The following is a 21,209-nucleotide window of genomic DNA, read 5'->3' on the forward strand; positions in this document are numbered from 1 at the left end:
AGTTCAGTTTATATTATTAAAATAGCGATCCTCTTTCTTCACTACCTTATAATTTCATCGATGCCCATCCTTTTTTGCCACTTGATACCCATAATACGCACATGTTCCATTTCTTGATAACTCTCTTACTTCAAAACCACAACTTCTATAAAAATCAAAATTGCTAGCGGATGTATGCGCAAACCAATCGCCATGCGGAAGCTTTTGTAAACAAAGAGCTACAAGTTTCTTACCTAACCCTTTTCCCCTATACTCACACTTCACAACTAAATTTACTATGTTAGCAACCATGATTTGATCAGAAATCACTCTAACCATCGCGACCATTTCTTCCTCATCCCAAATTGTGAAAGCCCATGTTGAATTTTCAAATGCTATCGTAAATTTTTCAATTTGCCAAGAAGGGATATTGTCATTACTCCAACCGGCATCTTCAAATAAAGTTTTAATTGCATATGCTGGTACACCGTTCGTTCCCTCACGGATAATAAGTCCATTATGGTAAATATACATGTAATCCCCCCTTTATTTTTTATATACCATTCTCCAAAAGACGCAATTCACCTTTTTTTCATCCAACCCGCTTAATAGAATAAACGAGAACATCCATCTCATGAAATGAAGTTGTTTTCTCATAACTAAGCCCTGTTTTTCTAGCAACAAATATTGAAGCTGGGTGGTTCGGATTAATAAGTGAAATTAATTTATTCATTTGTAATGCTTGAAAACCATAGTCTCGAAATGCTGCCGCAGCCTCTTTCGCATACCCTTTCCCCCAATACTTAGGAAGTAGCCAATAGCCAATCTCAATTTCCTCCTTTCCATCTACCTTCTGCTTGACAAGCCCTGCATGACCAATTCGTATCCCTGTTCCCCTTTCAATCATTACAAATAAACCGAGACCATTTTTATAATTTGGAAGTACCCTCTCCTCCAAACTTTTTTTACATTGCATATATGTTTTTAACGTTCCATTTCCAATATAGCGTATTACCTTCTCATCCCCCCATAAAGAAGCATAAAATGGTAAATCATCCATTGTATATTTGCGAAATTGTAAGCGATCTGTATGGAACATTCTTTTATTCACTCCCATCATTTTGAACCTCATTACATAACTATATATTTCAAACTACATAAGTGTTGAATAATTCATATCAAGAAAGGTTTCGAAAAGAAAGAAAATTCAATCTTATAAAGGTGTATTATATCAAAAAAAAGCAGTAGACAAAAGAGTGTCTACTGCTTCCATATCATAACTAGTATTAAGAAAACTACAATTGAGGGGGTGTAGGATTTTCATATATACTAGATACTTATCCCGTTCTAACGGGCGGTAAACCTTCCAATCTTTTGAGTGGAAAGTTTACCGCACATAAGAACTTTTACGGTCATTAAGAAAGCACTGTTAAGTATTCAAATACACGCTGAGCTTTTTCTCCACCCATGCGGGCATGTTGAAGTAGCGAGATGCCATGCGGGCCAGGTGCAAATAATGCTTCTGGTTGTACTACTAAAATAGCTTGTACGACTTCAAGTTTCCCAAGCATAGCCGCTGCAAAAATATCCATCCGAGCTCCCTTTTCCAGTAAATAAAGAGCAATATCTTTACGTCCTACATGGGCCGCTGCTCCTAAGGCACTTTCCCAATCTGAGCCACCCCAATTATAAGAAGCATGAAGTAAGCTAGGTGATTCGGCCAAAAGCTCCTGTACTATTTCTAGATCTCCATGAGCTGCCATAACAAATTCTCTTACTAATTCAGCGGTAATACGTTCCTCTGTTTGCATCGCTCTTCTCCCTTTTCACAAATTCGTTTCGGTGTAAAAAATGGCTTGTCACTCCCTTGGAATATATCAACTTCAATTCCAAATACACGCTGAAACATTTGATGACATAGTACTTCTTCTGGTACGCCGTCATACTGAATCTTCCCTTGTTTTAATACGAGTAAACGATCGCTATATTGAGCCGCTTGGTTAATGTCATGTAAAACCATTACAATCGTCATACCAAACTCTTCGTTTAATCGTTTAACAAGTTCCATTACTTCTAACTGATGGACGATATCTAAAAAGGTTGTTGGTTCATCTAATAGTAAGACATTTGTGCGTTGTGCAAGCGTCATTGCAATCCAAGCACGTTGCCTTTCTCCTCCTGATAAGGATTGTAAAAGACGATATTCATACCCTTCAAGATTTGTAACAGACAATGCCCAATCAACAATTTCTTCATCTTCTTTATTTAAGCGACTATTCCATGATTTATGGGGACCTCTTCCGAACTCTATTAGTTCTTTCACTGTTAAATCTAATTGATGATCGTGCATTTGTGGTAACATCGCTAATTGCTTCGCTACATCTGCACTCTTCATCATATGAATATTTTCCCCATCTAAAATGATATCTCCTTCGCTTTGTTTAAGTAGCCGTGCTATTAAACGAAGCAAAGTAGATTTCCCCGATCCATTCGGACCGATTAAACTAATGATTTCTCCAGCTTTAATATGTACATTCATATTTTGCATTTGAAATCTTTCAGAATGTGCGTAAAACACTTTGTTAACGGAAATCACGTCGTTTTCCTCCTCTATGAATTAAATATAAGAAGAACGGACCACCTAAGAAGGACAATAAAATACCAACTGGCAATTCGATTGGATCGAACCAACTTCGAGCTATCGCATCCGCGAAAACAAGTAATATCCCGCCGGCAAGGCATGATAATGGCAGCAAATATCTATAATCATTTCCGACTAATAAACGTAGCATATGTGGTACAACGAGACCGACAAATCCAATAAGACCAGAAACGCTAACTGCTATTCCAGCTAACATTGTACTTACTACTATTAAATAAAACCGACTTCTTTCCACGTTATACCCTAATAATTTCGCCATTTCATCTCCGAGCATTAATACTCGAATGTGTTTAATACCGAAGAAAGCTAATATAATAGCGAATATCGCATAGTAAATAATCATATTTAAATGTGCCCAACTCACACCACCAATACCACCCGCTAACCACGGTAGAACTGATTGTACTTTGTCGCTATGTAATAACATTAACGCTGAAGTCGCTGCACCAATTAAGGCGTTTATTGAAACACCTACTAATACAATTCGTGAAGGTGGCGCACCCTTTTGCCATGATAGTGCGTAAATGACCATTGCTGTAATAAAGGCTCCTAAAAACGCCCCTAGCGGTAAAAAAGCCATATGCTGAGGAAATAGAATCATGATTATAATTGCTACAAGACCCGCTCCAGATGAAACCCCGATAATACCAGGGTCTGCAAGAGGGTTTCTCATAACCCCTTGCAGTAATGCACCAGATGCTGCTAAACACGTTCCTACTATAAACCCAACGAGCACTCTCGGTATACGAAGGTCCCATACAATTCGATGAACTGTCGAACTTTCATCTTGCATCCCTACTAGAATCTCTCGTAAAGAAAAGGATAAACTCCCTGCGAAAAGGCCGTAAAAAAGAGCTAGAACAGTTAATACAACTAAAGTAACTGTTATCATCCATCTTTTCTTTGCAAAAGGATGTTCCTTTTCTCTTACTATTTCACTACTTTCCATACTTATCATTTCCTTACATCTTGTATACTTTTATACATAAAGTCCATCGCTTCTGTAACTTTTGTCCCAGGATTTGATCCAAATAAATCTGGTGGTAAAATAACTACACGATTTTGTTTTACTGCATCTAAATTTTTCCATGCTTCATTTTTCATCATTTCGCCTTCAAATGCTTTTTTCACACTATTAGGATCTCCATGTGTAATTAAATAAATCACATCTGGATTTGCTTCAATAATACGTTCTACACTTATCTGTGCATATTGCGGATACTCTTTCATTTCTGGAAAACCAGCTGCGATATTTTTCCCTCCCGTTTTTTCTAAAATATCCCCTGATAGAGATGTTGGTAATGCCGCTAAATAAGTGCCTGGTGCGCCATACACTAGCAACGCTTTAACGTCACTCTTTTTCTCATATTTCTTCATTTGATCATTAATTTTTTGATTAAGCTCTTTTGCTTTATCTTCTTTCTTCATTACTGTTCCATACATTTCAATACTCTTTTGAATATCTTCTACAGAGTTTGCTGAAGAAATGATTACTTTTGTTCCTTGCCCTTCAACCGTTGGAATATTCTTTTGGAACCCATTATTAGCAACAAGTACGTCTGGCTTTAAACTAGCAATTTGTTCAAAATTCGGTTGATGTGCATTCCCAATTACTCGTGCTTTCTTTAACTCCTCTGGAAGAGTTAATTTCGTATCCGGACGACCTACTATTTTTCCACCTAAAACATGAATAATATCCATGTCTCCCATACTTAATGTTGCAAAGCTTTCAGGCGTTTTATCGAATGTTACCTTTCTTCCTGACAGGTCGGTAATTTCGATTTTCTCTTTTCCTTTTTCCGTTTTTGTTGCAGATGCTTTTTCGTTTTCCTTTGCACTGCAACCTATTAATAAGAAAAAAATAGATAAGATCGCTGTGAACAGCGTAATGGATTTTTTCATTCTTTCACTCCTAAATGACAATGATAATCACTGACTACTATTCTACTTTAATTGATAAAGATTATCATTGTCAATATGAAACGCATACATTTTCTACAAAAATAAAAAAACGCTACAAAAAGATTTCTTCTTTTCGTAGCGCCCTATTTAACAATTTTCTTCATATTCGCTCTCCTCTAATTGGTCACGCATCGTTCTAACACGCTTAAAGAAGAAAAAAGAAAGAACTAAAAATACAATAATACTCCCCATCATAACAAAAGACTGCACCATATCTTTGACTCCACTTGGAATTAATAAACCAATCATTAAAAATGTACTTATAGACAAAAGTACTTGTCCGAAACGAGTATAATCTGCTATTTTTTCTTGTAATTCTTTCATCTATTTATCACTCCCCTCCTCACTGTATCATATTCTATCAAGCTTAAAGACAAGTAAATAGAGCCAATCTGGGAGATGTTTTCCAAGGTAAAAAAGAGCCGCTTCAATGGGCTCTTCCATAACTATTACATACCTTTATACGCTTCCATATAAATTTCTTTCAGCTCTGAAATGAGCGGCAATTTTGGATTAGCTGTTGTACACTGATCTTCAAAAGCTCTTTCTGCTAATATTCCAACAACCGCTTCAAATTGTTCTTTAGCGACTCCTTGTCCTGCAATACTCATATTAATATTCAATTTTTCCCCAAGCACAATAATTGATTGGATAAGTGATTCCACACCTTCTTCTGTTGAACTCGCTGGAAGCCCGAGCATTCTCGCAATATGTGCATAGCGTTCATCTGCCACAAAATACTCATATTTTGGGAACAATGCGTGTTTCCTTGGCTTAATCGCGTTATAGCGAACTACATGCGGCATAAGAATTGCATTTGCACGTCCGTGTGGAATATGGAATTCTGGTCCAATTTTATGTGCTAAACTGTGATTAATACCAAGGAAAGCATTAGCAAATGCCATCCCTGCAATCGCAGAAGCGTTATGCATTTTTTCTCGGGCCTCTTCATCATTTCCATCTTTATATGCTCTCGGTAAATATTTAAACACGAGATCAATTGCTTTTAACGCTAAACCATCAGTATAGTCATTTGCCATAACAGACACATATGCCTCAATTGCATGCGTCAATACGTCCATGCCAGTATCTGCTGTTACATGAGGTGGTACTGTCATTACAAATTGTGGATCAACAATTGCTACATCTGGTGTTAATTCATAATCAGCAAGCGGATATTTTATATTATTTTTCTTATCTGTAATCACCGCAAATGGCGTTACTTCTGAACCCGTCCCTGATGTTGTTGGAATGGCAACAAATTGCGCTTTATTTCCCAGATTCGGATACTTACATGTACGTTTTCTTATATCTAAAAACTTCTGCTTTATTCCATAGAATGTCGTTTCTGGGTACTCATAGAAAAGCCACATCCCTTTTGCTGCATCCATAGCTGAACCACCACCAAGTGCGATAATTACATCTGGCTTAAAGCTTTTCATCATGTCCGCACCTTTAAAAACAGTTTCATCTGATGGATCTGGCTCAACCTCGAAGAAAACTTCAACTTTCACATCATTTGCATGTTTACGTAAATAGTGCGTGACCGTATCTACATATCCATGCTCAACCATTCCTGGATCCGTTACAATAAATGCACGTGAAATATTGGGCATGTTTGCTAAATATGCTGTAGCATGTTTTTCAAAATAAATTTTTGGTGGTAATTTGAACCACTGCATATTCTTTTTTCTATTTGCCAGCCTTTTTATATTTAGTAAATGAGTAGCTGTTACGTTTTGGGAAACTGAGTTTTTTCCGTAGGAACCACATCCAAGCGTAAGTGATGGAATAAATCCGTTATATATATCACCAATTCCCCCTTGTGATGAAGGCGCATTTACAATGAGACGGCAAGCTTTCATACGCAATCCAAATTGTTTTTGTACTTCTTTATTTGTAGAATGGATGACTGCTGAATGCCCTAAACCGCCAAGGTCTAGCATTTCTTCGCAATATATAAATCCTTCTTCTAATGAATTTGCTTTTACACAAGCTAATACTGGACTCAGTTTTTCACGAGATAGTGGATACGCTGCTCCGATCCCTTTAATTTCAGCTACAAGCATTTTTGTATCTTCAGGCACAGTAATCCCTACTAATTCGGCAATATACTGTGCTGATTTCCCAACAATATCACTATTTACTGCACATGTATTTTCATTAATAACAAGCTTTTCTAATTTTTCTCTCTCTTCTTCTGTTACAAAATAACAATTATTTGCAATCATTTCTGTTTTAACATCATTATAGATTTCCTTATCTACAATGATAGCTTGTTCTGACGCACAAATCATACCGTTATCAAATGTTTTCGATAAAATCAAATCATTAACAGCTCGTTTTACATGTGCCGATTTCTCTATATAACATGGTACATTGCCTGGCCCTACACCTAACGCTGGTTTGCCAGTAGAATACGCTGATTTCACCATACCAGCGCCTCCAGTTGCTAGAACGAGCGCAACACCTTCATGATTCATTAATTGTTTCGTTGCTTCGACAGACGGTCTTTCAATCCATTGAATGCAGTGCTTTGGTGCACCAGCCTTCACTGCAGCATCGTATACTGTTTTCGCTGCTGCAATAGAACATTTTTGTGCAGAAGGATGGAAAGCGAAAATAATTGGATTTCTCGTTTTTATCGCGATTAATGCTTTAAACATCGTTGTCGACGTTGGGTTAGTTACTGGCGTTACTCCAGCTACTACACCAACCGGTTCCGCAATTTCTATTATTTCTTCATGAGGATCTTCGTGAATAATTCCTACCGTTTTATCTTTCTTTATACTATGCCAAATATATTCAGTGGCAAAAATATTTTTAATGCATTTGTCTTCATATACACCACGGCCCGTTTCTTCAACAGCCAATTTCGCAAGCTGCATATGTTGATCAACACCTGCAAGTGCCATTTCATGAACAATGTTGTCAATTTGCTCTTGTGTAAAACCTTCTAATGCTTGTAAAGCTTTTTGACCATTATCTACTAACGTATCAATCATCTCTTTTACCTCTTGCATTTCATTTACAACTTTCTCTTTGACTACCATGTAAATTTCCTCCTATTCTACTATCCGGGCCCTTATATATCCCTATAGGTCAAAATAAGTCCCAATTATCGTAAAAAAAATAGAGTTGCTTTTCTACATGAATCTCATTGTTTGTGAAATATTTCACAAGTTTATTCATGAGTAACATTTCATGAATTCAATATACATGAAATCATTTCGTTTGTGTATGTCCAATTTGTGAAATATTTCACAAATAAAGATAATAAAAATGCACTGCTCTATATTAGCAGTGCATTTTTATTATGCTAGCGCTTGTGCTAAATCTTCAATTAAATCTTCACCGTCTTCAATACCGACAGAGATACGAATTAATGTATCTGTAATTCCTAACTCTTTGCGGCGATCTGCTGGGATTGATGCATGTGTCATTTGTGATGGAATAGAAATTAAACTTTCTACTGCTCCTAAGCTTTCAGCAAGTGTGAAGTATTGTAACTTCTCAAGTACTCTATTTAATGTTTCCTCACTATCTACATCGAATGAGATGATTGCACCAAATCCATTCGCCTGTTCTGTTGCTAATTCGTGATTTTGATGTGATTCAAGACCTGGATAATATACTTTATTTACTTTCGGATGGTTATTTAAAAACTCAGCAATTGCGCGTGAATTTATTTCATGCTCTTCCATACGAATTCCTAATGTTTTTAAACCGCGAAGTAGTAAGAAGCTATCTTGTGGGCCAAGAATACCTCCTGTTGAGTTTTGTACAAAGTGAAGGTCTTCTGCTAGTTGCGGGCTATTTACAACTACTAGGCCTGCAACTACGTCACTATGTCCTCCTAAATATTTCGTTGCACTATGAAGCACAATATCTGCTCCTAAAGAAATCGGCGACTGCCAATATGGCGTCATGAATGTGTTATCAATAATTGTTAATAAATCTTTCTCTTTAGCAAGAGTGGATATCTTCTTAATATCAGTAATTTTCAGTAATGGATTCGTTGGTGTTTCCACATAGATCGCTTTCGTATTTGGACGAATCGCTTCTACAACTTCCTCTAGGTTTGTTGTATCTACAAATGTATGCTCAATACCGAATCGGTTTAATACTTTCGTAATAACGCGGTACGTCCCGCCATAAACATCATCTGTTAAAATGACGTGATCACCTTTTGAGAATAGCATAATAGTCGCTGTAATAGCAGCCATTCCTGAACCAAATGCAAATCCAGCATGACCATTTTCTAACACTGCAATCATTTCTTCTAAAGCTGAACGAGTTGGGTTACCTGTACGTGAATATTCATATCCTTGATGCTTACCAACTGCTTCTTGTTTGTACGTACTCGTTTGATAAATCGGCACGTTTACAGATCCAGTTGAAGGTTCTCCTATGCGAATACCATGAATTAACTTTGTCTTTGCTCTCATTTTTTATTCCCATCCTTTGTATATGTCTTTACTTAAATAGCGCTCACTACTATCAGGAAAAATCGTTACAATATTTGTACCTGGTGCTGCTTTCTCCGCCTCAAGTAAGCTTGCATGAAATGCTGCTCCTGAAGAGCTTCCAACGAGAAGACCTTCTTTTTTCGCTAATTCTTTCACTCGTAAAAATGCATTTCGATCAGAAATTGTATGAATTTCATCAAAATAAGATGTTTTCAAAAATGGCGGGATGAACTCAAGACCAATTCCTTCTGTTTCATGTGAACCAGCTTTACCCCCATTTAAAATAGATCCTTCTGGTTCTACAATAACCGTTTTAATATCAATGTTTTTCTCTTTTAAATAAGACGCAGTTCCCATAAACGTACCGCCAGTTCCTGCACCCGCAACAAATATGTTAATCTCTCCATTTAGTGCCAACCAAAGTTCAGGACCTAGTGTTTTGAAATAAGCACGAGGGTTTGCTTCATTAGCAAACTGACTTGGAGAGTATGAATTTGGTATTTCCTTTACTAATTCTTTTGCCTTTGCAATTGCGCCGGTCATTCCTTGCTCAGTCGGTGTATGTACGACCTTTGCACCTAGCGCTTTCATTAATTCTTGTTTTTCAATACTAAATTTCTCTGGTACACAAACAATGACGCGTAAATCATGTTCTAACGCTGCAAGTGCCAGTCCAATGCCGGTATTTCCAGCCGTCGGTTCAATAATTGTTCCGCCCTCTGCAACAAGCCCTTTTTCTAACGCATCTTCGATTAATTCTCTTCCTAAACGATCCTTAACGCTTCCGCCTGGATTGTAAAATTCAAGCTTTGCAAATAAACGGACTCCTTTCGGAAGTGAAAAACGAGTAATTTCTACGATTGGTGTATGGCCAATCAACTCATGAACTCCACGATATACATTCATCGTGTTCTCCCCCTTATTTGCCAATAAAGAAAAGGCAACTGTATGTATTTTCTTTATATGAGACAGTTGCCTTTTTGTTACATTACTTTAACTCTTCTAGTACTTTTACGATAAAGTTTGTAGAATGAAGAGCTGCTTGATCTAAAAATTGATCAAATGAAACATTCGATTCTTTACCAGCAATATCAGAAAGTGCACGAATAATAACAAACGGAACTTCATATTGGTGGCATACTTGCGCAACAGCCGCTGCTTCCATTTCTACTGCATAAAGATCTTCAAATTTATCACGAATGGCTGCAACGCGGTTCGGATCACTCATAAATGAATCACCTGTTGCAATCATACCCTTTACAACTTGAATATTTTCTTCTGCCTGCATACATTTCTCAGCTAATGCTACTAATGCCTCATCAGCTTTAAACCCTGGTGGCATTCCTGGCACTTGACCATATTCGTAGTTAAATGCTGTTACATCTACGTCATGGTGACGAACTTCTGTTGAAATAACTACATCTCCAACATTTAAAGAATGATGGAAGCCACCAGCTGAACCAGTATTAATTACTTTTTCAGGCTTATATTTTTCTAATAAAATTGTCGTTGACATCGCTGCATTTACTTTACCAATACCAGACTTTAGCAAGATTACTTCATGTCCTGCCAATAGCCCTTTCGTAAATTCACAACCTGCAACAGTTTCTGTTTCTGCTTGTTCTAGTTTGTCACGTAAAATACGTACTTCTTCTTCCATTGCTCCAATTACAGCAATTCTCAATCTAATCCCTCTTTCTATTGCTTAGTTGCCTCCATTACCCAAACGAAATGATTTAATCTCGTAAACGTTACATGGAAGCCATTGTTTTCAAAAATAGATTGCATGATAGGAATACGTGTATAGTATTCTGTTTGCAAATCATTTGCTAACTGATGAAAACCTCTTTGTTTTGCTACTTCGACAGTTTTATCATATGCATCTTGATCTGCAAATATCGTATCAGCAAACACTATTTTACCACCTTTGTTTAGCAATTGACTATATTTCGCAATTGCTACGTCTTTTTCTTCATCTGTTAAATGATGAAATGCGTAAGTGCTCACAATAGTATCGATTGAATTTGGGACTTCAAATGAAAGAAAATCACCCTCTGTAATTGAAAACTCTTTTGGTAATTTCTCTTTTGCAATAGTACGCATTTCGCGTGACGGTTCTATACCGTAAACTGTGCGACCAGCAAGTAATAATTTATTTGTTAAATTGCCAGTACCAACACCGAATTCTAATACGTTGCCAAATGACTTGTTAACTACATCCTCTAAAATGTCCTCATAATGGGCGAAAACTTCTTTATATTGTATATCTTCGCCTTGTACAAATGAGTCGTACGTATGAGCCCATTCATCAAATAAACCATTAAATTCTGTACCCATAACAATCCCCCTTTTTCTTATCGGTTTTATCAGTATGATATTCCCTCTTTCTAAAAATGTCAATTGAAATGTGCGTAGTATTTCCTTCTTTTCTTTGTTACACTATAGGTGATTATCATAGGAGAGGGGGCATCTTCGTGTCATTTACCTTTGAAATGTTAGAAGATAAAGTGGAATTTTTCGAAGCTGCAAACTTAGTTTCTCTAGAAAACAAAATTAACGAACAAATTGATAATAATAAAGCACTTATGCTCGAAGTACATCACATATCGCATCAAATGGTTATGGATCCTGAAAGCAAAAGACCTTATTATAGTGCGGTTGTTCATTTTAAATTAAAGAAATTACGCTAACTAAAAAAGAGAGGCTCTTAAGAGCCTCTCTTTTTTAGTTTAGAGTTTGAACAAGTACTGGTTTCCAGCCCTCATTGTCTACCCAATCAATATTTACATAATATTTTTTACCTGATTGCTTATCTTGGACATTACCGTACGCTTTATTCTTACCGTTATTTCCGATTCTATGAATAACTAATTGCTCTACTGGAACGTCAATTGCAGTGGAAATCGCTTGATTCATTTCATTCCAATCTGCTGAACCTTTTTTAAACGTCATCGCAGGTGTTGCACCTTGTTCTGTACCTACTGGCTTCCAAGAGGATTTCGTATACGCATCTGTTGCCTTTGGCTGTGTTTTTTCAGCTGGTTCTTTCTCGTTAGCCTTTGCTTCTTCTTCAGCCTTTTTCTTTTCTTCTTCAGCCTTTAGCTTCTCTTCTTCCTTCTTCTTAGCCTCTGCTTTCTCTTGCTCGTTCTTGTTCTTCTTCGTCTCTTCTTTACCTTTAGCTTTCTCAGCTTTATTCTCTTTTGTTGTTTGCTGAGCTACTTTTTTATCACTAGAAGACGCTTGCTCTTTTCTGTCAGGAACAAACAATTGATATGATACAATAGCTACTAATATTAATACAATTGCAATTGCAATATTTAAAACACCGTTTTGACGACGTTTTTGTTGTTTCTGTTGGAATCTAGATCCTCCTGCCATTCTTCAAACCTCCATGCAGTTTTTCATACTTGCTATTGTAACATTAAATCTAGAAAGGTTGAACATTTACAATAATATTTTCACGAAATGAAAACATTTCATAAATAATTGCAAGATTACTTTTCAATTTCTAATTGATGAATTGCTTCTACCATTTCTGCAAAAGCTGGTGTAACTACATTTACGTTATCTGTTTCTATATCAACTACAACTAAAGCATACCTTGGGTTTTCATATGGAAAATAACCTGCAAACCAGCGATTTACCTTCTCTCCTTTTCCTGTTTGTGCCGTCCCAGATTTTCCAGCGACAGTTAGTGGCAACGAACGGAATGCGGTTCCCGTTCCTTTCTCCATCGTTACAACGCCTCTTAACAACTGTTGTAATTTTTTCATCGTTTCATAAGAAAGCTGTTTCCCATTTAATTTATGATTTTCAAATGTAAAAAAGTCGGTTCCATTTTTATACACTATTTTTTTCACAGCTTTCACTTCCATCTTCTCTCCACCTCTAGCAATTGTCGCCATCATATTCGCTATAGCTAGAGGTGACACACGTACATCTTTTTGTCCGACCATCGTTTGAGCAATCGCTTTTCTACTCTCTTTATTTTCTTCGCTCCCCCAGATAATAGCACTCTTTTCTTCTGGCAATTGCTCAAATTCCGGTGTATGAAATACCGAACCTTTCCACCCTACCTTCTTACTTGCTCCTAAGGCCTCTAAATACGTTTCTAACACATCCCTATCCTTTTGCATTAGTTCATCACCTAATACGGCAAACGTTCGATTACAGCTTCTAGCAAAGCTTTCCTTAAAGTTTAATGACCCCATCATAACTTGCGGAAGATTTTCACCGTATAAATCCGTATTACAGTTAAATGTACGATTAAACCACACCAAATTCTCATCAATTTCTGCTGCTGCAACTACTGTTTTAAAAACAGACCCCGGAAAATGAGGAGTTAACATTTGATTTTCAAGTGTAGCTTTATATATCCTCCTATCATTCATCTGTAAAGAAGGCCTACTTACCATTGCTAAAACTTCACTATTCTTTATGTCTAGTAATACTAACCCACCTTTTTTTATTCCGTTTTCATCTATAATCTTTTCTGCTCGTCGTTGCAACGTTTTATGTATTGTTGTTTGAATAGTAACTGGATAAAATGGATTTCCTGGTGAAGTATATTTCGCCTGTTTCCCAAAAATCGGTTCTCCTTGTCGATCCACTTGATATAGTACTTTCGCTTCTCCATCAGTCAGTAAAAATTCATCAAATGATTGTTGCAATCCAGAAATACCAATTGGCGTTTGTTTCGAAGTTTTTTTCATTTCTCCATAGCGCTTTTGAAATTCCTGTTCATTCTCTCCCACATCACCAATTAAATGATTTGCCTCTCCCGTTTGCTTCAGTCGAACTTCTGCTGCTACAATACCTAAAATATCTAATTGATTTACCTTCTCCATCTGCTCGAGCGTTAATTGAAATGGGATATTCTCCCTTCGTAATATAAATGCTTGATTCTTATTTTTCATTTGCAGTCTTATCTCTTGTCTCGACACACCAATGATATGCGCAATTTTCTCTAACATGTCATTTTTTATTTGTAAAAATGGAAAAACAATTAAGACTGGATATTTCTCTTCACCAATTTCCTTACCATTTCGATCTGTAAAATGCCCTCTTCCATTATCTACTGTAAGTGATTGTGTTCGTTGCGTAACACTTTTTTCAATCAAATTGATATTGCGATCAGTAAATGATTCCGTATCTATAATCTGTATTTGGATTAAACGACAAAGTAATAAAAAAATCACACCCATAAAACAAATTAAAACAATTATAATTCTCCGTTTCATTTTCATAAAAAACACCTCGTCTATTGTAGTTTAGACGAGGTGTTTCACCTTTTATACAAATAAAAAATCACTCGTTTTCACACGAGTGATTTTTACGTTATTTTACAGAGATAATCTCTACTTGCATTTCTCCACCTGGTGTTTGGATTGCTACCTTCTCACCAATTTGCTTACCTAATAAGCTTTTTGCGATTGGAGAATCGTTAGAAATTCTTCCTTCAAATGGATCGGCTTCTGCGCTACCTACGATTGTGTACGCTTCTTCGTCTCCACCTGGTAACTCTTTAAATGTTACTGTTTTACCTAATGTTACAACTGTAGACTCTTCACCATTGTCTTGAATGATAACCGCATTACGGATCATGTTTTCAAGTTGTGTAATACGTCCTTCTACGAATGCTTGCTCGTCTTTCGCTGCATCATACTCAGAGTTCTCAGAAAGATCTCCGAAGCTACGTGCGATCTTAATACGCTCTACAACTTCTTTACGTCTTACTGTTTTTAATTGTTCAACTTCGTTCTCTAGTTTTTGCTTACCCTCTTGCGTCATAGGGTATGTTTTTTCTGTTGCCATGTTTTCCACTCCTTTTATATACCAATCCCCCGAAAAAAAGAGGAGTTCCATATGAAAACTCCTCCGCTTATATATAGCGGAGGTTTCTAGCACACGTGCACTAGTGGAGTTGTCACATACAACCCCTTATTCTCCAATTCTTCCTTATATAAAGAAGGTATGTATGGAAAGTTGATATAAATATGCCCTCACCTATTGGTAGGTGAGGTTTCATGTTTCATTGTATTCGATAAGAAGGGAAAAAATCCCTTCCTATCGTATATCTTTTACTATGCTATTACAAATTTACTTTTTGTTCAAGAATTGTTGCAATTTTTGTCACCATAATATCAATTGCAACATGATTTTGTCCACCTTCAGGGATAATAATATCCGCGAATTTCTTAGAAGGCTCAATAAATTGATTATGCATTGGGCGTACAACGTTTACGTATTGGTCAATAACTGAATCCATTGTACGACCACGCTCTTCAATATCGCGCTGCATGCGGCGTAAAATACGAAGGTCTGCATCTGTATCAACGAACACCTTAATATCCATTAACTCACAAAGACGCGGGTCTTCTAAAATAAGAATTCCTTCTAAAATAATTACATCTTTCGGCTCAACTGGAATAATTTTTTCCGAACGCGTATGCAATGTATAGTCATATACAGGCTTTTCCACTTGCTCATATGCAAGCAACTGCTTCAAATGTTCGATTAATAAATCATTATCAAACGCTAACGGATGATCGTAATTTGTTTTTAAACGTTCTTCCATTGGTAAATGGCTTTGATCTTTGTAATAATAATCTTGCTCCAAGATTAAAATGGAATGACCTTTAAAATGGTCAAAAATCGCTTTCGTTACACTTGTTTTTCCTGACCCTGAACCACCAGCGATTCCAATTACAACAGGCTTATTCGTCCCCATTCGACTACCACTCTTTCTTATTGAAGTATGTTTTTGCGCATCATATTATTCACATACACTGGTTGATCCACTTTGAATTTCACGATTTGCAACGGATGTCTCGCTGCATCTAATTCGTTTCCATCCTCATCCCAAATTTTCTCCACCGTCTGCGTAAAGTTTTCTATTTCTGGCCCAAAGAACTCCACTTCATGTCCTGGCTTGAAGTGATTACGTTGCTCAAGCGTTACGATACCCGTTTCTTCATTATAATCTAACACTAAACCAGCAAAATCATACGTTGTTTTCTTACTATGATTTCCAAACATTTGCTCTTGATGTCCTGGAACCCCTTCAAAGAATGCGGGAGCTGTATCACGATTTGCACATTTATCAAGCTCATCTAACCATTCTTGTTTAAACGCAAAGTTATCCGGATCCGCACAATACGCATCAATTACTTTACGATATACAGTTGCTACAGTCGCTACGTAATGGATAGATTTCATACGTCCTTCAACTTTTAAGCTATCAATTCCAATTTCAATCATTTTCGGAATTGATAAGATTAAATTTAAATCTTTTGGGCTCATCGCAAAGTGAGCATCTTCTTCTTGGAATAGAGGAAGCTCTTTTGCATCTTTATGTTGTGATACCGTTTGAACTAAATCATAATCCCAGCGGCAAGATTGACAACAACCACCACGGTTAGAGTCACGCGCTGTCATATGGTTACTTAATGTACATCTCCCTGAATACGCGATACACATTGCACCATGGACGAATGCTTCAATTTCAATATCAACTTTTTCTTTAATTTCTTTCATTTCTTCATAGCTTGCTTCACGAGCTAATACAAGACGATGTAAACCTTCTTCTTTCCAATACTGTGCTGCTTTCCAGTTGGATAGTGATTGTTGTGTACTTAAATGCACCTCAACAGAAGGCGCTACACGTTTACATGTCTCAATAATAAGCGGATCGGCAACGATAATTCCCGTTACGCCAGCTTTTTCAATCCCTTTTAAATATTCCTCTAGCCCATCCATATTTTCATTATGTGCAAAAATATTTGTTGTTACGTATATTTTTGCTCCATATTTCTTTGCAAATTCAACGCCTTCTGCCATGTCTTCCAGCGTAAAGTTACCTGCATTAGAACGAAGACCAAATTCTTGTCCACCTAAATATACAGCATCTGCCCCATAATGGATAGCTACTTTTAATTTTTCTAAGTTACCCGCAGGGATTAACAGTTCAGGTTTTTTCACAATAACGCGTTTGCCATCGATCACTCGTGAAATTTCTTGTACAGTCATTTCCTACACCCTCCTCGTTTAGTAAACCGTTTCTTTAAAGAAGAATCCTGTATCTAACGGACGATTTACCGGTTGTATTTCTTCTATCTCTTTAAATAAATCATCTTTCACGTCATAATACGCATCACGATCTTCTACACATAAATCAATCGCCTTACGATATTTCTTCGTTACCTCAATAATGTATTCAGAACTTTTTAGGACACCATCAATTTTTAAGCTATCGACTTCAGCATCGATTAGTTCCTCTAACTCATCGATGAAACAAATATCATTCGGGCTCATAATGTGAGTACCATTTTCATCTTCATAAATTGGATATTTGTTATTACGTTCTGGGTCGTATAAGAACATATTCTCTTCATACTTTTTCTTTTCGATGTCGAGATTACGCCCTTGATACTCAAAGTAGTTTCCTACTAGTGAACGCTTCGATTGGAACATGCAAGTCATACCGTGAACTTGTACTTCAAGTTCCACTTCAGCATTTTCTTTTAATTCAGCAATTTCATCTAAACTAAGCTCACGAGCTAATACAGCGCGTTTCGCTCCTCTTTGCCCCCAATAGTTACAAGTAAACCAGTTTGTTGCTGTCGTTTCTGTATTCCAGTGCAGTTGCATATTTGGTGCAACTTCACGAACAGCCATTAATACCGCTGGATCTCCGAAAACAATCGCATCTACATTTATCTCATTTAAAAAGGCAACGTAGTCCGTTAATTCTTCCACTTTATCATTGTGGAACATCGCATTCATTGCAACGTATACTTTCACACCATTTTCATGTGCAATGTTTACAGCTTGTTTCACATCTTCACGTGAAAACTCTCCTGCCAAACGTAAACCAAACTTTTGTTCACCAACCATTACTGCATCTGCCCCTGCTTTCACAAGAGGTTCAATATCCGCCACCGCTCTAGGCGTTACTAACAATTCAGGTTTCTTCATACTTTTGTCACCCTCTCTTTTTACTTACAGCCACTCCATCGCCAATTGGGAAAATCGTTGTATCATATCCTTCATGGTTCATAAGCCATTCATTGTACGTCTTAATACGACGAATCAAACCACGCGTACGTCTATTTTCAATTTTCTCTTTTGTCGTCACAAGACCATGGTACATAACGTTATCTGAAATAATAACGCCACCAGGATTTAATAACGGTTCGTATAAGTCAAAAAAGCGGCGATACTGCCCTTTCGCTGCATCAATAAAAATAACATCAAATGTTCCATGTTCTTTCACTTGTTCGCCCGTTTCTAAAGCATCACCGTAAATAACAGCAATACGGTCTGTTACCGAGGAACATTCTATATATTCAAGTGCCTTTTCATATCGTTCACGATTGCGCTCTACTGTCACAATGCGAGAGTTCGGAATAGCTTGCATCATACGAATACTAGAATAACCGATTGCTGTTCCAAGTTCTAAAATACTTTCCGGTCCAATTAAACGTAAAAATTGCAGCATAAATTCCATTCCAAGTCGATCCATAATCGGCACATGGTTTTCAGTTGCATACTCTTCCATTTCAAGAATTAATTTATCTTTTGGATCAATAAATGATAATAGGTACTCGTTAACTGTATCCTCCATAATTGGTCCTCCTTATTTATATGGAGAAGCGCCTCTATGACGCGTCAACCTTTGTCTTTTCACACATAGAATGCAATAAAAATACAAGCCAGTTTCACCCTTAGCTTGTACGTCCCGTTTTGATATTAAAAACGATTCTTCTGCCAGTTTTTAACCCGATATATTTTACCACAAAAAAGAGGGATGTGCGACCTTTTTCGCTATCCCTCTCCATTTCACTGTTTTTTCGTAATGTATTTTTGCTTTAATGCATTATGTTCTTCTAATGTTTTCGCATAATACACTTCACCACTTGGTGCAGCTAAGAAATAATAATAATCTGTTTGCGCAGGATCTAACGCTGCTTCCACTGAATGTTTACCAGAGTTTGCAATCGGTCCAACCGGCAACCCTTTCACAACATACGTATTGTACGGTGAGTTTACTTTCAAGTCTTCGTATAATACACGTTGTTTATGCTTTCCAAGCGCGTATAATACCGTCGGATCCGTTTGAAGCGGCATACCTTTCGCTAAACGATTATAGAAAACACTAGAGATTTTCTGGCGATCTGTAAAGCCAGTGGCCTCTTCTTCAATAAGTGAAGACAACGTGAGAAGTTGATGAACATCCCAGTTCTTCGCTTTCATTTTCGCCTCATTTTGAACAATAATTGCATTTGTTTTCTCAAGCATCGGGATTACAATTTCTTCTAATTTCGTATCCTGTTTATAGAAAGAATACGTCGCTGGATATAAGTATCCTTCTAGTGGATATTTAATGTTGCTATCAAAAATTTTATCCGTTAATAGCTTCGGATACTTTTGCTGCATTTTTTGAATAAATGCTTTATCGTTTAATTGACGCACAACATCATCTTTATTCCACTTTAATTCTGCCGCAATCACTTCAGCAATTTCAGTTACTTGCGCTCCTTCTTTAATCGTCACTTTATAAAGAGCCGGACGATGTACGTTGCCAGATGACATTTGTTCAATGACATCTTTAGCACTCATCGAAGGATTTAATAAATATGTACCTGCTTGTAAGCTTTTTGACTTAAATTTCGTATAAAAACTAAAAACTGTACCGCTTTTCACAGTACCTTTTTCTTCTAAAATCTCACCGATTTTACTTGTAGATGACCCCTTTGGAATCTCTACCTCAATCTCTTTTTTATTTCCACTATCAACTGGTCCTAATGCAGATGAAATATACGCATAGACTGATCCACAAACTAAAAGCAGTGCGATAATCGAAATTAAAAAAATGCGTCTACGCTTCTTCTTCACTTGATTCTCTACCAAAATTCTTCCTCCTTATTCAATTGCAGACCATATACACTTCCTCTATACAATGCCCTACAAACATAAAGCAAAACCAATCATTTCTAAATAATTGGTGACAGCTACTCATTTAAAGCCTTTTTTCATACAACCCGTCTTATTATACTATAAACAATTAAGTAGTTTCGACAAAAAATCTGTCATTTTGCATATGAATACAAAAAAGGCGGACTGTGTACACAGTCCGCCTTTTTATCCATTACTATTCTTCGTCTTGCTCATCAGCAAGAGTGTTAAACATTTCTTGTACCATTTCCCACTCTTCTTCAGATTCAATTGAAAGTAATGTTCCGCCCTCTTCTTCACTTTGCTCGTATGCCATTGCATCGAAGATTTGGTCTCCATCTTCGTCTACTTCACCGATTGGAGAGAAGACTACGTAAGATTTTTTGCCGAATTTTTCAGCATCAAAAGTGAAAATAATTTCACATAAATGTTCGTTTCCTTTTTCGTCTACAATTGTAATTTGATTTTCTTCCATTTTGGTCACCTCTTATTTACTATCTAAAAATCCTTGTAAGATCACGACTGCAGCCATCTTATCGATTACCTGCTTTCGCTTCTTACGGCTTACATCAGCTGAAATGAGCAGACGTTCCGCCGCCATTGTCGACAAACGCTCGTCCCACATTACAACTTCTAATTGTAACAGATTTCGTAGGTTTTCTGCAAATTGCTGGCATGCCTCACCACGCGGGCCAATTGTACCATTCATATTTTTAGGTAAACCTACTACTATTTTGTCCACATCGTACTGTTTTACTAACTCAGAAATACGGTCAAAACCAAAGTGGCCTCGTTCTTCGTTAATCCTGATTGTTTCCAGCCCTTGTGCTGTCCAGCCCATTTCATCGCTCATTGCAGCACCGACTGTTTTAGTACCAACATCTAAACCTAATATCCGCATAAACTACTCCTCACGATGATGTTTCAAGTAAGACTTCACAAGCTCTTCGATTAACTCATCACGTTCAAGCTTACGAATGACGCTTCGTGCATCTTTATGGCGAGGTATGTATGCTGGATCTCCACTTAATAAATAACCGACAATTTGGTTAATCGGATTATAGCCTTTTTCTTGAAGTGCATCATACACAGTTAAAAGTACATCATTTACATGGACACTCTGTTTTTCATCTTGAATGCTAAACTTCATTGTTTTATCAAAACCGTCCATTTCAAGCACC

The 21,209-nt window shown here is 37.0% G+C and carries 24 protein-coding genes; 1 reads left to right on the forward strand and 23 read right to left on the reverse strand.

Annotation, left to right across the window (positions count from 1 at the left end):
• Window positions 1–54: 54 nt before the first annotated feature.
• From FT637_RS03955 to FT637_RS04010, 12 genes are all read right to left on the reverse strand, one after another.
• Window positions 55–513: a GNAT family N-acetyltransferase gene (locus tag FT637_RS03955; protein ID WP_002160411.1), complete on the reverse strand. Its 459-nt coding sequence runs from the start codon at window positions 511–513 to the stop codon at window positions 55–57.
• 58 nt (window positions 514–571) lie between these two features.
• Window positions 572–1,099, reverse strand: coding sequence for a GNAT family N-acetyltransferase (locus FT637_RS03960; protein ID WP_193645199.1), 528 nt, complete (start codon window positions 1,097–1,099; stop codon window positions 572–574).
• Window positions 1,100–1,394: 295 nt separating this feature from the next.
• Window positions 1,395–1,790: an ankyrin repeat domain-containing protein gene (locus FT637_RS03965; protein ID WP_193645200.1), complete on the reverse strand. Its 396-nt coding sequence runs from the start codon at window positions 1,788–1,790 to the stop codon at window positions 1,395–1,397.
• Window positions 1,757–2,575: an ABC transporter ATP-binding protein gene (locus tag FT637_RS03970; protein WP_193645201.1), complete on the reverse strand. Its 819-nt coding sequence runs from the start codon at window positions 2,573–2,575 to the stop codon at window positions 1,757–1,759. The genes FT637_RS03965 and FT637_RS03970 overlap by 34 nt, the downstream gene beginning before the upstream one ends.
• Complete coding sequence (locus tag FT637_RS03975; protein ID WP_193645202.1) at window positions 2,562–3,590, reverse strand: FecCD family ABC transporter permease; 1,029 nt, start codon at window positions 3,588–3,590, stop codon at window positions 2,562–2,564. Before FT637_RS03975 ends, FT637_RS03970 begins: the two co-directional genes overlap by 14 nt.
• Window positions 3,591–3,595: 5 nt before the next feature.
• Entirely contained in the window at window positions 3,596–4,543 is a 948-nt protein-coding gene (locus tag FT637_RS03980; RefSeq protein ID WP_193645203.1) for a helical backbone metal receptor, read from the reverse strand.
• 147 nt (window positions 4,544–4,690) lie between these two features.
• Window positions 4,691–4,927, reverse strand: coding sequence for a YrhC family protein (locus FT637_RS03985; RefSeq protein ID WP_193645204.1), 237 nt, complete (start codon window positions 4,925–4,927; stop codon window positions 4,691–4,693).
• Between the two features lie 125 nt (window positions 4,928–5,052).
• Window positions 5,053–7,656 carry a bifunctional acetaldehyde-CoA/alcohol dehydrogenase gene (adhE, locus tag FT637_RS03990; protein ID WP_193645205.1) on the reverse strand — a complete coding sequence of 868 codons (2,604 nt, stop codon included), beginning with the start codon at window positions 7,654–7,656 and terminating at the stop codon, window positions 5,053–5,055.
• A 261-nt stretch (window positions 7,657–7,917) separates the two neighbouring features.
• The gene (locus tag FT637_RS03995) at window positions 7,918–9,051 is read right to left on the reverse strand and encodes a bifunctional cystathionine gamma-lyase/homocysteine desulfhydrase (protein WP_193645206.1); all 1,134 of its coding nucleotides are present in this window, start codon (window positions 9,049–9,051) and stop codon (window positions 7,918–7,920) included.
• 3 nt (window positions 9,052–9,054) lie between these two features.
• Window positions 9,055–9,978 (reverse strand): O-acetylserine dependent cystathionine beta-synthase, encoded by a 924-nt coding sequence (locus tag FT637_RS04000; protein ID WP_193645207.1) that lies wholly within the window; start codon window positions 9,976–9,978, stop codon window positions 9,055–9,057.
• Between the two features lie 82 nt (window positions 9,979–10,060).
• Window positions 10,061–10,756 (reverse strand): 5'-methylthioadenosine/S-adenosylhomocysteine nucleosidase, encoded by a 696-nt coding sequence (gene mtnN / locus FT637_RS04005; protein ID WP_002015266.1) that lies wholly within the window; start codon window positions 10,754–10,756, stop codon window positions 10,061–10,063.
• A 14-nt stretch (window positions 10,757–10,770) separates the two neighbouring features.
• Window positions 10,771–11,409, reverse strand: a complete 639-nt coding sequence (locus FT637_RS04010; protein WP_144504035.1) for a class I SAM-dependent DNA methyltransferase — start codon at window positions 11,407–11,409, stop codon at window positions 10,771–10,773.
• 137 nt (window positions 11,410–11,546) lie between these two features.
• Here FT637_RS04010 and FT637_RS04015 point away from each other — a divergent pair, with 137 nt between their 5' ends.
• Window positions 11,547–11,762 carry a YrzA family protein gene (locus FT637_RS04015; protein WP_193645208.1) on the forward strand — a complete coding sequence of 72 codons (216 nt, stop codon included), beginning with the start codon at window positions 11,547–11,549 and terminating at the stop codon, window positions 11,760–11,762.
• A 34-nt stretch (window positions 11,763–11,796) separates the two neighbouring features.
• Here FT637_RS04015 and FT637_RS04020 read toward each other — a convergent pair whose 3' ends face one another.
• The 11 genes from FT637_RS04020 to FT637_RS04070 all read right to left on the reverse strand — a co-directional run bounded on the left by FT637_RS04020 (window position 11,797) and on the right by FT637_RS04070 (window position 21,199).
• Complete coding sequence (locus tag FT637_RS04020) at window positions 11,797–12,450, reverse strand: YrrS family protein (RefSeq protein WP_193645209.1); 654 nt, start codon at window positions 12,448–12,450, stop codon at window positions 11,797–11,799.
• A gap of 116 nt (window positions 12,451–12,566) precedes the next feature.
• Window positions 12,567–14,318: a peptidoglycan D,D-transpeptidase FtsI family protein gene (locus FT637_RS04025; RefSeq protein WP_193645210.1), complete on the reverse strand. Its 1,752-nt coding sequence runs from the start codon at window positions 14,316–14,318 to the stop codon at window positions 12,567–12,569.
• Window positions 14,319–14,409: 91 nt separating this feature from the next.
• Entirely contained in the window at window positions 14,410–14,886 is a 477-nt protein-coding gene (gene greA, locus FT637_RS04030; protein ID WP_131232081.1) for a transcription elongation factor GreA, read from the reverse strand.
• 277 nt (window positions 14,887–15,163) lie between these two features.
• Window positions 15,164–15,802, reverse strand: coding sequence for a uridine kinase (udk, locus tag FT637_RS04035; protein ID WP_193645211.1), 639 nt, complete (start codon window positions 15,800–15,802; stop codon window positions 15,164–15,166).
• Window positions 15,803–15,819: 17 nt separating this feature from the next.
• Entirely contained in the window at window positions 15,820–17,100 is a 1,281-nt protein-coding gene (locus tag FT637_RS04040; protein ID WP_193645212.1) for a peptidase U32 family protein, read from the reverse strand.
• Window positions 17,101–17,118: 18 nt separating this feature from the next.
• Window positions 17,119–18,048 carry a peptidase U32 family protein gene (locus FT637_RS04045; protein ID WP_193645213.1) on the reverse strand — a complete coding sequence of 310 codons (930 nt, stop codon included), beginning with the start codon at window positions 18,046–18,048 and terminating at the stop codon, window positions 17,119–17,121.
• A gap of 7 nt (window positions 18,049–18,055) precedes the next feature.
• The gene (locus tag FT637_RS04050) at window positions 18,056–18,697 is read right to left on the reverse strand and encodes an O-methyltransferase (protein ID WP_193645214.1); all 642 of its coding nucleotides are present in this window, start codon (window positions 18,695–18,697) and stop codon (window positions 18,056–18,058) included.
• Between the two features lie 215 nt (window positions 18,698–18,912).
• On the reverse strand, window positions 18,913–19,983 hold the full coding sequence (gene mltG / locus FT637_RS04055) for an endolytic transglycosylase MltG (protein ID WP_193645215.1): 1,071 nt from the start codon (window positions 19,981–19,983) through the stop codon (window positions 18,913–18,915).
• 241 nt (window positions 19,984–20,224) lie between these two features.
• Window positions 20,225–20,503 (reverse strand): DUF1292 domain-containing protein, encoded by a 279-nt coding sequence (locus FT637_RS04060; RefSeq protein WP_002111975.1) that lies wholly within the window; start codon window positions 20,501–20,503, stop codon window positions 20,225–20,227.
• A gap of 12 nt (window positions 20,504–20,515) precedes the next feature.
• Window positions 20,516–20,929, reverse strand: a complete 414-nt coding sequence (gene ruvX / locus FT637_RS04065; RefSeq protein ID WP_193645216.1) for a Holliday junction resolvase RuvX — start codon at window positions 20,927–20,929, stop codon at window positions 20,516–20,518.
• Window positions 20,930–20,932: 3 nt separating this feature from the next.
• Complete coding sequence (locus FT637_RS04070) at window positions 20,933–21,199, reverse strand: IreB family regulatory phosphoprotein (protein WP_105584413.1); 267 nt, start codon at window positions 21,197–21,199, stop codon at window positions 20,933–20,935.
• Between the last annotated feature and the right edge of the window lie 10 nt (window positions 21,200–21,209).

Origin of the sequence: Bacillus cereus (assembly GCF_015071065.1) — a bacterium.
In the GTDB taxonomy this organism is placed as follows: Bacteria; Bacillota; Bacilli; order Bacillales; family Bacillaceae_G; genus Bacillus_A; species Bacillus_A cereus_BA.

Bases quoted from the DNA above. Each gene is read 5' to 3' on its own strand.
- adhE (WP_193645205.1), bottom strand. From the start codon at position 7,656: ATGGTAGTCAAAGAGAAAGTTGTAAATGAAATGCAAGAGGTAAAAGAG.
- FT637_RS04045 (WP_193645213.1), bottom strand. From the start codon at position 18,048: ATGAAGAAACCTGAATTGTTAGTAACGCCTAGAGCGGTGGCGGATATT.
- udk (WP_193645211.1), bottom strand. From the start codon at position 15,802: ATGGGGACGAATAAGCCTGTTGTAATTGGAATCGCTGGTGGTTCAGGG.
- FT637_RS04000 (WP_193645207.1), bottom strand. From the start codon at position 9,978: ATGAATGTATATCGTGGAGTTCATGAGTTGATTGGCCATACACCAATC.
- FT637_RS04010 (WP_144504035.1), bottom strand. From the start codon at position 11,409: ATGGGTACAGAATTTAATGGTTTATTTGATGAATGGGCTCATACGTAC.
- FT637_RS03965 (WP_193645200.1), bottom strand. From the start codon at position 1,790: ATGCAAACAGAGGAACGTATTACCGCTGAATTAGTAAGAGAATTTGTT.
- FT637_RS04025 (WP_193645210.1), bottom strand. From the start codon at position 14,318: ATGAAAATGAAACGGAGAATTATAATTGTTTTAATTTGTTTTATGGGT.
- FT637_RS04060 (WP_002111975.1), bottom strand. From the start codon at position 20,503: ATGGAAGAAAATCAAATTACAATTGTAGACGAAAAAGGAAACGAACAT.
- FT637_RS04040 (WP_193645212.1), bottom strand. From the start codon at position 17,100: ATGACTGTACAAGAAATTTCACGAGTGATCGATGGCAAACGCGTTATT.
- FT637_RS04050 (WP_193645214.1), bottom strand. From the start codon at position 18,697: ATGGAGGATACAGTTAACGAGTACCTATTATCATTTATTGATCCAAAA.
- FT637_RS04070 (WP_105584413.1), bottom strand. From the start codon at position 21,199: ATGGACGGTTTTGATAAAACAATGAAGTTTAGCATTCAAGATGAAAAA.
- FT637_RS03975 (WP_193645202.1), bottom strand. From the start codon at position 3,590: ATGGAAAGTAGTGAAATAGTAAGAGAAAAGGAACATCCTTTTGCAAAG.
- FT637_RS03980 (WP_193645203.1), bottom strand. From the start codon at position 4,543: ATGAAAAAATCCATTACGCTGTTCACAGCGATCTTATCTATTTTTTTC.
- FT637_RS04020 (WP_193645209.1), bottom strand. From the start codon at position 12,450: ATGGCAGGAGGATCTAGATTCCAACAGAAACAACAAAAACGTCGTCAA.
- FT637_RS03995 (WP_193645206.1), bottom strand. From the start codon at position 9,051: ATGAGAGCAAAGACAAAGTTAATTCATGGTATTCGCATAGGAGAACCT.
- FT637_RS03955 (WP_002160411.1), bottom strand. From the start codon at position 513: ATGTATATTTACCATAATGGACTTATTATCCGTGAGGGAACGAACGGT.
- FT637_RS03960 (WP_193645199.1), bottom strand. From the start codon at position 1,099: ATGATGGGAGTGAATAAAAGAATGTTCCATACAGATCGCTTACAATTT.
- greA (WP_131232081.1), bottom strand. From the start codon at position 14,886: ATGGCAACAGAAAAAACATACCCTATGACGCAAGAGGGTAAGCAAAAA.
- ruvX (WP_193645216.1), bottom strand. From the start codon at position 20,929: ATGCGGATATTAGGTTTAGATGTTGGTACTAAAACAGTCGGTGCTGCA.
- FT637_RS03985 (WP_193645204.1), bottom strand. From the start codon at position 4,927: ATGAAAGAATTACAAGAAAAAATAGCAGATTATACTCGTTTCGGACAA.